The organism is Methylotenera sp. E1MeOHC1 (assembly GCF_058745595.1).
The window spans coordinates 2,432,492-2,445,866 of sequence record NZ_CP196025.1 but is presented as its reverse complement, the minus strand read 5'-3'; the positions used below and the strand labels follow the sequence as shown (position 1 = coordinate 2,445,866).

The 13,375-nt window shown below is 46.2% G+C and carries 12 protein-coding genes; 6 read left to right on the top strand and 6 right to left on the bottom strand.

The window, feature by feature from the left end; translation table 11 throughout:
- Positions 1–7 precede the first annotated feature (7 nt).
- Both clpA and ACSSU7_RS11530 read left to right on the top strand, forming a co-directional pair.
- Positions 8–2,281 (top strand): ATP-dependent Clp protease ATP-binding subunit ClpA, encoded by a 2,274-nt coding sequence (gene clpA, locus ACSSU7_RS11535; protein ID WP_492516611.1) that lies wholly within the window; start codon positions 8–10, stop codon positions 2,279–2,281.
- Between the two features lie 102 nt (positions 2,282–2,383).
- Complete coding sequence (locus ACSSU7_RS11530; RefSeq protein ID WP_492516610.1) at positions 2,384–3,025, top strand: trimeric intracellular cation channel family protein; 642 nt, start codon at positions 2,384–2,386, stop codon at positions 3,023–3,025.
- Positions 3,026–3,052: 27 nt separating this feature from the next.
- Here the strand turns inward: ACSSU7_RS11530 and ACSSU7_RS11525 are convergent, their stop codons facing one another.
- The 3 genes from ACSSU7_RS11525 to ACSSU7_RS11515 all read right to left on the bottom strand — a co-directional run bounded on the left by ACSSU7_RS11525 (position 3,053) and on the right by ACSSU7_RS11515 (position 6,956).
- Positions 3,053–3,667 carry a glutathione S-transferase gene (locus ACSSU7_RS11525; protein WP_492516609.1) on the bottom strand — a complete coding sequence of 205 codons (615 nt, stop codon included), beginning with the start codon at positions 3,665–3,667 and terminating at the stop codon, positions 3,053–3,055.
- Positions 3,668–3,682: 15 nt separating this feature from the next.
- Positions 3,683–4,699 carry a quinone-dependent dihydroorotate dehydrogenase gene (locus ACSSU7_RS11520; RefSeq protein ID WP_492516608.1) on the bottom strand — a complete coding sequence of 339 codons (1,017 nt, stop codon included), beginning with the start codon at positions 4,697–4,699 and terminating at the stop codon, positions 3,683–3,685.
- 124 nt (positions 4,700–4,823) lie between these two features.
- Entirely contained in the window at positions 4,824–6,956 is a 2,133-nt protein-coding gene (locus ACSSU7_RS11515) for a molybdopterin-containing oxidoreductase family protein (protein WP_492516607.1), read from the bottom strand.
- A gap of 148 nt (positions 6,957–7,104) precedes the next feature.
- Here ACSSU7_RS11515 and ACSSU7_RS11510 point away from each other — a divergent pair, with 148 nt between their 5' ends.
- From ACSSU7_RS11510 to ACSSU7_RS11495, 4 genes are all read left to right on the top strand, one after another.
- Complete coding sequence (locus tag ACSSU7_RS11510; RefSeq protein ID WP_492516606.1) at positions 7,105–8,292, top strand: JmjC domain-containing protein; 1,188 nt, start codon at positions 7,105–7,107, stop codon at positions 8,290–8,292.
- 23 nt (positions 8,293–8,315) lie between these two features.
- Positions 8,316–8,807, top strand: coding sequence for a DUF7931 domain-containing protein (locus tag ACSSU7_RS11505; RefSeq protein WP_492516605.1), 492 nt, complete (start codon positions 8,316–8,318; stop codon positions 8,805–8,807).
- A gap of 9 nt (positions 8,808–8,816) precedes the next feature.
- Positions 8,817–9,647: a secretin GspD/PilQ domain-containing protein gene (locus ACSSU7_RS11500; RefSeq protein WP_492516604.1), complete on the top strand. Its 831-nt coding sequence runs from the start codon at positions 8,817–8,819 to the stop codon at positions 9,645–9,647.
- 185 nt (positions 9,648–9,832) lie between these two features.
- Positions 9,833–10,054, top strand: coding sequence for a hypothetical protein (locus tag ACSSU7_RS11495; RefSeq protein WP_492516603.1), 222 nt, complete (start codon positions 9,833–9,835; stop codon positions 10,052–10,054).
- A 106-nt stretch (positions 10,055–10,160) separates the two neighbouring features.
- Here the strand turns inward: ACSSU7_RS11495 and ACSSU7_RS11490 are convergent, their stop codons facing one another.
- The 3 genes from ACSSU7_RS11490 to dapA all read right to left on the bottom strand — a co-directional run bounded on the left by ACSSU7_RS11490 (position 10,161) and on the right by dapA (position 13,341).
- Positions 10,161–10,934, bottom strand: a complete 774-nt coding sequence (locus tag ACSSU7_RS11490; protein ID WP_492516602.1) for an MBL fold metallo-hydrolase — start codon at positions 10,932–10,934, stop codon at positions 10,161–10,163.
- Between the two features lie 205 nt (positions 10,935–11,139).
- Positions 11,140–12,435 (bottom strand): NlpB/DapX family lipoprotein, encoded by a 1,296-nt coding sequence (gene bamC / locus ACSSU7_RS11485; protein WP_492516601.1) that lies wholly within the window; start codon positions 12,433–12,435, stop codon positions 11,140–11,142.
- A gap of 30 nt (positions 12,436–12,465) precedes the next feature.
- Positions 12,466–13,341, bottom strand: coding sequence for a 4-hydroxy-tetrahydrodipicolinate synthase (dapA, locus tag ACSSU7_RS11480; RefSeq protein ID WP_135278585.1), 876 nt, complete (start codon positions 13,339–13,341; stop codon positions 12,466–12,468).
- Positions 13,342–13,375: the final 34 nt, after the last annotated feature.

Genomic DNA, 13,375 nt, shown 5'->3' with positions numbered 1-13,375 from the left:
TACCGAGATGATAGCGCAGGAATTAGAAGTTAGTTTGCACATGGCGTTTATGGACGCAAGACAAAAACGCCACGAGCTCATCACGGTTGAGCATTTGCTGCTCGCAATGATTGACAACCCAACCGCGGCTGAGGTTCTGCGTGCATGCGGCGCAAAGTTAGAAACATTGCGTACCGAGTTAAATCAGTACATTGAAGAGCACACCCCAACGGTGATTGGGCAAGATGATGTGGATACGCAACCAACCTTGGGCTTCCAACGTGTAATCCAGCGCGCTATGTTGCATGTACAGTCTTCTGGCAAAAAAGAAGTGACCGGCGCGAATGTACTCGTAGCTATTTTTGGCGAAAAAGATTCACACGCTGTATTCTTTTTGCATCAACAAGGCATCACTCGCCTAGACATCGTTAACTTTATTTCTCATGGCGTTTCGAAAATCGGCGAAACAGCTAAACCAGAGGGCGGTGAACAAGAAGCCGAGGCTGAAGCAGCACCCAATGGCGCACTTGAGAACTACACGCTTAACCTGAACTCACAAGTTGTGGCAGGCAAAATTGACCCGCTGATTGGCCGCGCATCCGAACTAGAGCGCGTGGTACAGACTTTATGCCGCCGCCGTAAAAACAACCCACTGCTAGTAGGCGAAGCTGGTGTTGGTAAGACCGCCATCGCTGAAGGCTTAGCTCGCCGTATTGTAGAAAAAGATATTCCTGATGTACTTGCTAATGCCGTGGTGTACTCACTCGACATGGGTGCCTTGCTTGCAGGGACCAAATACCGTGGCGACTTTGAACAACGCCTAAAAGCGGTAATGAAGCAATTGGAAGAAAAGCCTGACGCGATTCTGTTTATTGATGAAATTCATACATTGATTGGCGCAGGCTCTGCTAGCGGCGGTACTTTAGATGCAAGCAACCTATTGAAGCCAGCGTTATCTAATGGCTCGCTCAAATGCATAGGCGCTACGACTTACCAAGAATATCGCGGTATCTTTGAAAAAGACCACGCACTATCTCGCCGCTTCCAAAAGGTAGATGTGGTAGAACCTAGCGTTGCCGAAACCATTGAAATCCTCAAGGGACTTAAATCACGCTTTGAAACACACCATAGCGTGAAATATACAGTAGCGGCGCTCACTACAGCAGCAGAATTATCTGCCAAATATATCAATGACCGTCACCTACCAGACAAAGCGATTGATGTGATTGATGAGGCCGGCGCAGCACAACGCATCTTGCCAAAATCTAAACAGAAAAAAGTGATTGGCAATAAAGAGATTGAAGACATTATTGCCAAAATTGCGCGCATTCCGCCCAAAAATATCTCTAGCGATGACCGCAACGCACTAAAAACGCTGGAACGCGACCTAAAAGCGGTGGTATTTGGTCAAGACAAAGCCATCGAGGCACTATCCTCTGCCGTTAAAATGGCACGTAGCGGTTTGGGTCAAAACAACAAGCCGATTGGTAGCTTCCTGTTCAGTGGCCCTACTGGCGTAGGTAAAACAGAGGTTGCAAAACAACTGGCTTACATTATGGGCATAGAACTGATTCGCTTTGATATGAGTGAATACATGGAGCGCCATGCCGTATCACGCTTAATTGGTGCGCCTCCGGGCTATGTGGGCTTTGAACAAGGCGGTCTAATGACCGAAGCAATTACTAAGCACCCATACTGCGTATTGCTATTAGATGAGATTGAAAAAGCGCACCCAGATATTTTCAACATCTTACTGCAAGTAATGGATCACGGTACGCTCACGGATAACAATGGCCGCAAGGCAGACTTTAGAAACGTTACCATTATCATGACCACCAACGCTGGTGCCGAGAGCTTGTCTAAATCCAACATGGGCTTCACCACAGCGAAACAAGCTGGTGATGAGCAGGCAGATATCAAACGTTTATTCTCTCCTGAGTTCCGCAACAGGTTAGATGCTACTGTTTCGTTCACAGCGTTGTCACAAGACATTATTATCCGTGTTGTGGATAAATTCTTGATTCAACTAGAAGACCAATTGCATGAGAAAAAAGTTGAAGCCACATTCAGTGATGCACTAAAAGCACACCTCGGCAGAAAAGGATTTGACCCACTCATGGGTGCACGCCCAATGGCAAGGTTGATTCAAGACACTATCCGCAAAGCGCTGGCTGATGAATTGCTATTTGGCAAACTGGCTAACGGCGGCAATGTACACGTGGATATTGATGACAAAGACGAAGTAAAACTCATCTTTGAAGAAAATAATCAAAACGAGGCTAAAGACTTAGCAACCACTTAAATCTCACCGACTGTTTGTTGACCTGCATCGCGCCGCAACGCACGATGCAGTTGCGTTGTTGAGTGAACAAACAGTCACCACTTGCTATTAAGGTACTCAGCCATGGTCGATGTCACTGCATCCACGCTACAAGTGGCTATTGAGATTTTTGCCACGTCGGCCTTTGCACTTTCTGGGCTAGTTGCTGGCGCCAGAAAGAAGCTAGATGCCTTTGGCGTGTTCGTGGTCACCGGGGTAGCAGCCTTTGGTGGCGGTACTTTACGTGACGTGCTGCTTGATCGGCGCCCGTTCTTCTGGGTTGATCACGCCAACTGGATATGGCTCATGCTGTGCGTATGTATGCTTGCTATGTTGTTTATGCGTAATAAACATATACAGCTCACCGAGCGCGCTATCCTCATCCCCGATGCATTAGGCTTGGGTTTATATGCCGCGCTAGGCACACAAATCGCATTACAGCAGCAACTACCTGTGATTATATGCACCTTGATGGGGGTGATGACCGCGGTGTTTGGTGGCGTATTACGAGATATCTTTTGCGACGAAATCCCTAAAGCCTTTAGTGATTACCAGCCATATGCGGTAATTGCGTTCTTAGGTGGCTTGCTGGTGTGCTTGCTTAACCAACTCCATCTGGCATCCTGGCTTTGCATCTTTATCCCTGCCGCCTTGATGACGATATTACGTATCTTAGCGATTTACTTTGAATGGCGCCTGCCGCACTGGAAAACAGAGTCGAACTAAATGTTTGGCGATTGGTAGCCAGCCGACTCACTGCGCGGAATAAACCGGATGCTTATCCATAATGCTATTAAACAGCGCAGATGACAGCATCAAATTCAGCCAGGTCTTTAACTTAGGATAGTTTGCAGACTCAAACCATACCGCATCTACCGCAGAGAACTGGCGAACAAATGGGAAGATAGCAATATCGGCTAACGTCAGCTTAGCCCCCATTAAAAAGGCTGTTTGGCTTAGTTTCTGCTCAAGCTTGGCTAAGAACACCTCACCGAGGGAACGATAGTCCTCCATCGCTTGCTCAGGAAAGCGTATCGCGTATTTATAACGATCTAAAGCCTGTTTAAAGCTGGTATCGTTTTCAGTAATGAACTGTTGTGTTTGCGTGGCATCTGCCGAGAGCCAGCCGTCAGGGTCGCTTTGCTGCAATGCCCAATGCATGATATCCAAGCTTTGCTCAAGCACGGAACCTTCTGCCGTTACTAATACAGGCACCGTACCTTTGGGTGAGACTTCAAGCAAATGTGCAGGTTTATCACGCAATGATATCTCGCGTATTTCTACTGCAATACCAGCATACTTTAATGCCATGCGAGCTCGCATGGCATAAGGACAACGGCGATACGAATATAAGATCGGCAAGGTCATCGACAGAAAGCGAAATTAGCCCAATGCCTGCGCTACGTCACGAATCAGCTGTGGGCCTTTATAGATTAAACCACTGTATAACTGCACCAAACTCGCGCCCGCCGCAATTTTTTCTACCGCATCAGCACCACTCAAAATACCGCCTACCCCAATAATTGGTAGCGCACCTTGTAAGCGCTGCGATAACTGCTGAATCACCACTGTAGATTTATCTCGCACTGGCGCGCCAGACAAGCCGCCAGTTTCTGCAGCATTTTGCATACCTTGTACCGCATCACGCGAGAGCGTGGTATTGGTTGCAATCACACCATCTATTTTATGCGCCATGAGCAAATCTGCAATTTCATTCACTTGTTCAAGCTCTAAATCCGGTGCAATTTTCAAAGCAATCGGCACATAGCGACCAAACTGCTCGGCCAATTTCAACTGCTCTGCTTTTAATGTAGCAAGCAAATCTGACAAAGCTTCTTTTTCTTGCAAAGCGCGTAAGTTTTTAGTGTTGGGTGAGGAGATATTGACCGTGATATAACTGGCATATGCATACACTTTACGCATGCATATCAAATAATCACTCACCGCACTTTCATTGGGCGTATCAAAGTTTTTACCGATATTAATGCCAAGCACACCTTTATATTTAGCCGCTTTCACGTTTTCTATCAGGTTATCTACGCCTAAATTATTAAAACCAAAGCGATTCACGATACCTTGCGCCTCAGCTACGCGGAATAAACGTGGCTTAGGGTTACCAGGCTGCGGCCTAGGGGTAATCGTTCCGACTTCAATAAAGCCAAACCCCAAAGCTGCCATGCCATCAATCACCGCAGCATTTTTATCCAAGCCTGCAGCTAAGCCTACCGCATTGGGGAAAGTAATGCCCATCACCTGTCTAGGCTGGCAAATCGGCGCCGATGGATACAACTTCAAAGCGCCTAACCGCTCGGCAGTTTTTAAGCTTTTTAAAGTAAAGTCGTGAACAGATTCAGCATCAAACTGAAATAATAGAGGACGTGCAAGAGAGTAAATATTCATAACGTGATTTTACTGCATTCTTAAACATCCCCAAAATGAGGGAGAGTGCTCCTTGCTAAAAAAGAGAGCTACACTAGCTAACTAACGCAGCTCTCTTTTAACACTAACCGCTAACAACTAACCACTAGCCCAGCGCCACTTCCACCAAATTATCACTAAACGTAGTCGAGTGTCCCATGTCCCCAAACTCAGCCGAGCTAATACAATTCACCGTCCCATTATTCAACTGCCGCCAATAACCAAGCGTAGCCACCACTATCCCTGCATTCACATCATCAGATATCCTCGCCACGCCTTCAAACACACCGCGGTCGTTAAACACTTTCACTACATCACCTGCTTTAATATTACGTGCGGTAGCATCTAGCTGATTAATCATCACAAACTGCTCACCTTGACCTTTAATCTTTTCGGTGACATTGGCATAGCATGAGTTTAAAAAGCCATGACTCTTTGGTGAAATAATATTTAAAGGGTATTTGGCGGCAAGTTCAGGATTAGTTGCTGGCGTTTCACGTGATGGTACGTAATCTGGCAGGCTATCTAAATCTTCGCCCGGTTGAAAACCTTCATACATTTGACGGAAAGGCCCTGCCACAAAGTTTTTTGCACCCTCTACCAAAAAGTGGCATTTACCAGTGGGGGTAGGAAACTCACCTTTAGCATGGCGTGCGCGCGTGTCTTTATCACCAAACGCTTTTAATCGTGCAAAACCATGCTGGCGTAAATAATCTAAATCGATACCATCACACGTAGGTGAATCCCAATCAACATAATGCTCTAAGCACTCAGTATCATTCCACTGGAAATTAGCATCGGTATAGCCCATGCGTTTGGCTAGCTGTCTAAAAATCTCGTTATTGGGGATGGCTTCACCTGGTGGATCTATACACTTCTCATTGTAGGTCAGATACAAATGCCCCCAAGATAGCACCATATCTTCCATCTCAGCACCCATCGCGGCTGGCAATACGATATCTGCATAGGCAGCGGTATCAGACATAAAATGCTCAGCGACGACCAAGAACAGGTCTTCACGCTCCAAGCCTTTGACTATCTTGTCTGTTTCAGGCGCTTGCGTAAGTGGATTGGTATTCCATACCATCATCGATTTAATCGGTATTTTAAGGTTTAGCTCACCGGTGAGCGCCCTGCCTAATTGCAAGTTATTCACCACAGGGGTGCCTTCAGGAATTAAATCTGGGCGTGAAATCACGTCAAATTTATAAGGGTGCTCCCATACTGGGAATTGCAATGCACCGCCACCTACATGGCGCCATGCGCCAATTAACGCAGGCAAGCTTGCCACCGCACGAATCGCTTGGCTGCCACCGTAACTTCTTTCTAACGCAACACCTAAGCGGATTGCAGCTGGCGGTGTCGTCGCGTATTCGCGTGCAAATTTTCGAATATCATCAGCTGAGATACCTGTAATTTCTGCTGCCCATTCTGGCGTTCTAGTGTTAGCACGCTCAGCTAGCTCTTTGTAACCTACGGTGTACTGATCGATATAGTCTTGGTCTACTAAACCTTCACTAATAATCACATTCATCATCGCCATCGCTAGCGCACCATCCGTGCCTGGTTTTGGCGCAATATGCCAGTCTGCTTCTTTTGCAGTTTTAGACGCATAGGAGTCCACGACTACAACTTTAGCGCCTCTTTTTTGTGCCTCATGGATGATGTGCCAGTGATGTAAGTTAGTGCTCACTGAGTTGCACGCCCATATGACAATATACTTGGCGTGTGCAAAACTTTCTGGGTCCACCCCAGCGGTAGGGCCTACCGTCAGCAACCATGCAGTACACGAACCCTCACCACAAAACGTACGCTCACACACTGTTGCACCCATGCGATTAAAAAAAGCATCGCCACCATTTAGCCCATGCACTAAACCTTGGTTACCTAAATAACTATTCGGCATGATGGCATGCGGGCCATCTGTATCAATAATCGCTTTCCATTTGCTGGTAATCTCATCCAATGCCTCATCCCAAGATATACGCTTAAACTGCTTACTGCCCTTGGGGCCTATACGTTTTAGCGGATAAAGTAAACGGTCAGGGTGGTAGTGACGCTTTTCGTAATCTTTTAATTTCACACACAAGCCACCGCGTGTCATTGGGTGCGATGTATTACCCGTCACAGAAATCAATTTTTTATCTTTAACCGTGTACACCATTGAACAGGTGTCTGGACAATCATGTGGGCATCCACCATGAAAGGTTTGAACAGAGGCGTCAGCTGAAGCGTTCATATCATCATCCTTAAATAATACAACGATGGTTTAAAAATAACAGATTGCAGCACATTGCTTTATTTTTACAGGTTAACGCTAATATATGCTCACCTGTAACCATTGGCAATGGCATAATTATTCACTGAATTATTAATCAACACGGCACATGAACAATCTTAACCAACCACTACAGCTACTAGGCGGCATCACCGCCAGCGAGTTCTTAAAACACTATTGGCATAAAAAGCCTTTACTGATTAAAAATGCAATCCCCGGATTTAAGGGGCTATTAAGCCCAGACGAACTGGCGGGCTTAGCTTGCGAAGAGGAGGTTCAATCCCGTATCGTGGAAGAAATTAAAGGGAAATGGCATGCAAGCCATGGCCCATTTGATGAAAATGACTTCACAAACCTGCCTGAAAAACCAGACCCTAAGCACCGCTGGACCTTACTAGTACAGAGTGTGAACCATCACTTACCTGAAGCGGCTGAACTGCTGAGCCAATTTAATTTTATTCCACATGCCAGACTGGATGACCTGATGGTGAGCTACGCACCGGATGGCGGCGGTGTAGGGCCGCATTTTGATAGCTATGATGTGTTTTTGCTGCAAGGCCAAGGCAAGCGATTATGGCGCATTAGCGAGCAATCTGATTTAAGTTTGGTAGAAGGCGCACCATTACGTATTTTAAAGAACTTTGACACAGCACAAGAGTGGCTAGTAGAAGCCGGTGACTTGCTCTATTTACCGCCGCATTTAGCACATTGGGGAATTGCGGTAGCTGATGGCAAAACAGACTGCATGACTTACTCTATTGGATTCAGAGCGCCCAAAGTGCAGGAGCTAGCCACAGAGTTTCTTGGCTTCATGCAAGATAAACTCAATAAAGATGCAAACGCCTTACCCGGTATCTATCAAGATGCTGATTTAACCCTGCAAGAACACCCTGCCGAGATTGGCAACGGCATGATTAGCAAAGTGGCCGACATTTTAAAAACCATACAGTGGTCAGATCAGCATGTGGCAGACTTTTTAGGGTCCTACTTATCAGAGCCTAAAGCAGATGTCTTTTTCAACCCAAACAAAAAGATATCTATACGTAAATTCCATGAAAATCTGCTGCAGCACGGTATCTGTCTAGATTTAAAAAGCCAAATGCTGTTTACCGCTCAGTATTTTTATTTAAACGGTGAATCTATTGCTGCAACAGGCCAGTCAGCAAGGTTGCTCACCGCACTGGCTGATCACCGTAAATTGACCAGCGACGACATTGCAGAAGTAGGCGAGATAGAGACAGCAATCATTGAGCAACTGCATGTTTGGTATCTGGCCGGCTACCTTTACTTTAATTAAGCATAGCGCGTATTATTACCATCATGGACAGCACATTGATGCCAGATAAAATCGTAGTTGGAGAGCATTTGTATAACGAGGCCATCAAGCTCATTATACAAAGTGCGGAGCATGAACTTTTAATCTTTGACCAAGATTTAAGGCTCGGTGAGTTCTCCGGCTTGGCTACCTATGAACTGTTGCAGCAGTTCTTAAGCCGGCAGATTACCAGCCGCTTAAGCATTATTTTGCAAGATAGCGCATATTTCCAAGACAAATGCCCCAGGCTGCTTAACCTGCTTAAAACCTTTGGGCACAAAATGAGCGTACACGTTACTAATCCGTCCGCAAAGCATGCAAAAGACTGTTTTATTCTCGCGGATGGCAAACACTACATTAAGCGCATACATATCGACCAGGCACGATTTAAGTATGCCTATGATGATGTCACAACGGTTAAAGCACTTCACACTAGATTTGAGGAGCTGACAGAGGCGATTCAAGACACGGTGAGCACCACACCATTAGGCTTATAAGGCATCAACATGATACGACTATTGATAAAAAATCGTTGGCTGTGGCTGTTATTGGTATTTAGCCTCACGCTGCAAAGCCATGCCGCTAATGATTTCAAAATTTTCACCCTACAGCATCGCTTTGCCGAAGAAGTCTTACCGACGATACAAGCCGTTATTGGCAACCATGGCACAGCATCTGCCATACAAAACCAACTGATCGTCCGCACAGATAGTAAAACGATGGCTGAAGTTGAGCAAACCATTGCCACACTAGACACTGCACGTGAAAACTTCACTATTAGCGTTAAGCGTCAGAATAACGTTACAGGTACTAGCCGCAACACTGCAGTCAAAGGCCGCACTCGCATTGGCAATGTCGCCATACAGACTGGAAATGATGTGAGAGGGGGCAGGGATGGCATCCAAATAGGCGCAGAAGATAACCAAACTAACTCACAGCAAAGCAGCCAGCAGTTTATTCGGGTTACAGATGGCGCACCTGCCTATATCAGCGTAGGTGAATCCATTCCCTACACCAGTGAATGGGTAACACTCACACGCCGCTACGTAGTTAGGCAAATCAGTACAGAGTTTGTAGATATCGGCACAGGGTTTACAGTGCGTGCCCGTAGCATAGGCAGCCAAGTTGAACTTGAAATTACCCCTACATTTTCCAGCCTGCAGCAGAATGGCCGCATAGAGTTTGAGCAACTCTCATCTACAGTACGAGCGCAACGCGGCGAATGGGTTAATCTAGGCGGCATGATGCAAGACAAAGATGAAGTTAGCCGCGCCATATTGACCAGCAGCAGCGGGCAATCTTCCCAGAATAACCAGCTTTTTATTCGTGTTGAATAATCATTTTTGGGCAAGCTGCATGAAAGCGGGAACTTTTTTACTATATTTCAGCTTAATATTTGAAATGTAGTGTTTTTTTTTTTAATTCCTGCTAGAATTTGCGCCACTCGATATAGTTATTAGTCACTTTTTAAGTAGTATCGAAAACAGTTTTTTAACCAGTTAAACTCATAAGGAAATTTAAAATGACACGTTCTGTTTTGTTAGCTGCATTGTTAGCTCTTGCTGTTACTGCTTGTGGTGAAAAAGCTGCTGAAGCTCCTGCTGTTGAAGCGCCAGCTGTTGAAGCACCAGCTGCTGAAGCTCCTGCTGCTGAAGCACCAGCTGCTGAAGCTGCTCCTGCTGCTGAAGCACCAGCTGCTGAAGCTGCTCCTGCTGAAGCTGCTCCTGCTGAAGCTGCAAAATAATTTATTGTTTAATCAATAGTTATTAAAAAAGCCGACGCAAGTCGGCTTTTTTACGTCTAAACACTGAAACCTCAGTAATTAGCATCCGTTTTATACATCAACCAAGCTAGCTGATTTGACGCCAGTCGAACCCCAAAGCCTGATCAGCAATACCAATCCAATCCAGCGCACAGCCAGCAACCCCTGCTAACGCAGATTGAGCCAGCAACGGCGTATTGTTTTTTGCGCTTAGATGCGCAGCTATCAGATGCTGCAATTTAGAACGATCTAACTTCGCGAGTAAATCAGCTGAGGCTGAATTCTCCAAATGCCCCCACTCACCGCCCACACGCTTCTTTAAAGATGCCGCATAAGGCCCCTTACGCAGCATAGCGCTATCGTGATTACACTCCAGCACCAGCGCATCACAAGCATTCAATTGCTGCTCAATATGCACGGTGGTACGCCCAACGTCAGTCAGAACCCCTAGGCGATGCTGACCATCACCAAATACACACTGCACAGGTTCACGTGCATCATGCGGAACAGGATATGGACACACTTCAACATCAGCCACGCTAAACGGCGTGTGGCTATCAATCACATTCAGTTGCAAGTTGTGCTGATTCGGGAAATATCGCTCGGCCATTTTGAGGGTACCATAGGTGAGCCAAACGGGGATATAATGCCTAGCAGCAAACTTAAAGGCGCCGCCGGCGTGGTCGTCATGCTCGTGCGTAATGACGATGCCCGCTAAATCTTCAGGGTTTAAATTCAGACGAGCTAATCGACTGCTGGTTTCTTTAATGCTAAATCCACAGTCCAGCATCAAGCGTGTGTTATTGACTTCAACCACTAGCGCATTGCCAGCGCTGCCACTACCGAGCGAAGCAAAGCGCATGTTTGATCTCTCTTCTATAAACTGACAATAAATAAAGGCGGGTAGCAATGCTGCTGAGATGGTACAGCGCTGAGAATATACAATCTGGGGCAACAAGCCCGAGATTACCTAAACTAGCTGCCTGTAGCGCAAGCAACGCTCTCACCTTGAAGCGTGCCGCATCACCTAATAAAAAAGGCGGCCAAGAAGCCGCCTTATATTTTAGTTAGCGTAACTGTTCGTACATCAGGGCAATAATTCTATTTGCCGTTGTGGTACGAATGCGTGCACCTTCGGCATCAACCACAGTCACCACTGCACCGTTATCACCGTCACTCACTTTGATACGGTATTGGCGGTCTTTGTTAGCTTTTTGTTTGTCGTCACTACCCCAGAACTTCAAGCTATCCACGATGCTTTTATCTTCTTTTTTGGCTACTGACTCAGGTTTCTTCTCTTCATCATCGCCCCAGAATTTAATGCTCTCGATCAGACCTTTCTTTTTCTTCGGTGCGTCGTCAATATCAACATCAGCGTAACGCACAAAGAAAAGTCCATTAGAACGGTCTCTGTCTTCAATTACAAAGCCAACGCGATCCAGAGCCAAGCCTACACGGCGCCACGCACGGTCGAACTGGTCAGTCAGTAGCAATCTGGCGCTACCGTCAGACTCTTTCACCACCTCAGCATGCTTAGCAGCTGCTGCATCAGCAAGTATCGTTTGCGATTTTTTCTCTTCTACACCTAATTTCACCATCAAGCGGCGTAATAGCTCAGCATCCAACTCTGCATCAAAGGCATCACCTCTAGGGTTAGTTGCCGCTTCAGCTTTGTAACCGGTTTCAATTTCACCCAATTGCGTTCTAACACGGGTTTTACCATCATCTGGTGCACCAACCACTGAACGATGCGTCATATAAATCTCGGTGGTACCGGTATCGTTACCATGCTCTAGGCGTGTACGGAATTTTCTCTTATCAGCAAAGCCTGATAATTTATCCAGCCATTTATCAAACTTATCCAGCGCGTTGCCTGACTCATCTTTTTTCAGCGCTTCAGCATCAATCCACTCTGTTTCCATAAACCCAACTTGTGGGTTTTCTACACGCACAGCAAAGCCCATATCGGTCCAGAAGTCACGAATCACCGGCCATATTTTTTCAGCTGGCGCGTTTACCACTAACCAGCGCTGTGTGCCTGATTTTTCCATACGCACGCCATCAGGGTTTTGCAACACTTTTTCAACACCGGCTTCTTGACCCTCTTGCGCTTGGCTGTAACTAGAATAACTCGCGCTACCTGGCACAGCATAAGCATCACTTACTGGACTCGCGGTTAAATCCGGCGGCACTTCTAATGGACGTGAACGGCCTGCACCTTTGTAATCTGATTTTGTATCAATAAAAGGAATAGAATCACAAGCACTTAAACTTGCCATTAAAAACAAAGGCAGCACTACAGACTTTGCTTTACGCAACACGCCTAGACGATAAGCGCCTGCGTTGAAATTAACTTGTTTCATTCAAACCTCGTGTTAGAACTCTGTTGTTCGTTATAGAATTTGCGCAGGCTCACACGCCTTGCGCAAAACTTCATGGTACTGAGCTGATAAATTAACCATTGGCAATCGAATGCCAGTTTTAATCATGCCCATCTGTGCCAACACCCATTTAACCGGGATTGGATTCGCCTCTACAAATAACTTCTGATGTAAACCGAACAGTTTGGCATTGATTTCACGTGCGACTTTTACATCCCCAGCCAGTGCAGACACACACATGTCGTGCATCAACTTAGGTGCAACGTTGGCGGTAACTGAAATCACGCCATGCCCGCCTAATAACATCAAAGACAATGCAGTTGCATCATCGCCACTGTAAATAGCGAACTCTTTTGGAGCGCGTAATAGCAAATCAGTTCCACGCTCGATACCACCTGTCGCATCTTTGATACCGACAATATTGGCATGGGTGGCTAAACGCAGCACAGTGTCATTGCTGATATCACAGCCAGTACGGCCTGGTACGTTATAAAGAATTTGCGGGATAGCCACGGCATCGGCCACGGCTTTAAAATGCTGATACAAACCCTCTTGCGTTGGCTTGTTGTAATAAGGCGCAACCAAAAGGCAGGCATCAGCGCCTAGCTCTTTTGCCTTTTGTGTCAGCACGATGGCTTCTTTGGTTGAGTTAGCGCCAGTACCTGCAATCACTGGAACGCGGCCAGCCACCTGCGCAACGGCTGTTTCAATAAGCAAGCAATGCTCATCAAAATCTACAGTAGGAGACTCCCCTGTAGTGCCAACAATCACAATACCATCCGAGCCTTGATCAATATGAAAATCAATCAATGTTTTTAAAGATGGGATATCTAAACGCCCATCTTCAAACATGGGCGAAACAATAGCAACTAAACTGCCTTGCAACATAGGAAATCTACCTGATTCATAATGTTATATTTTA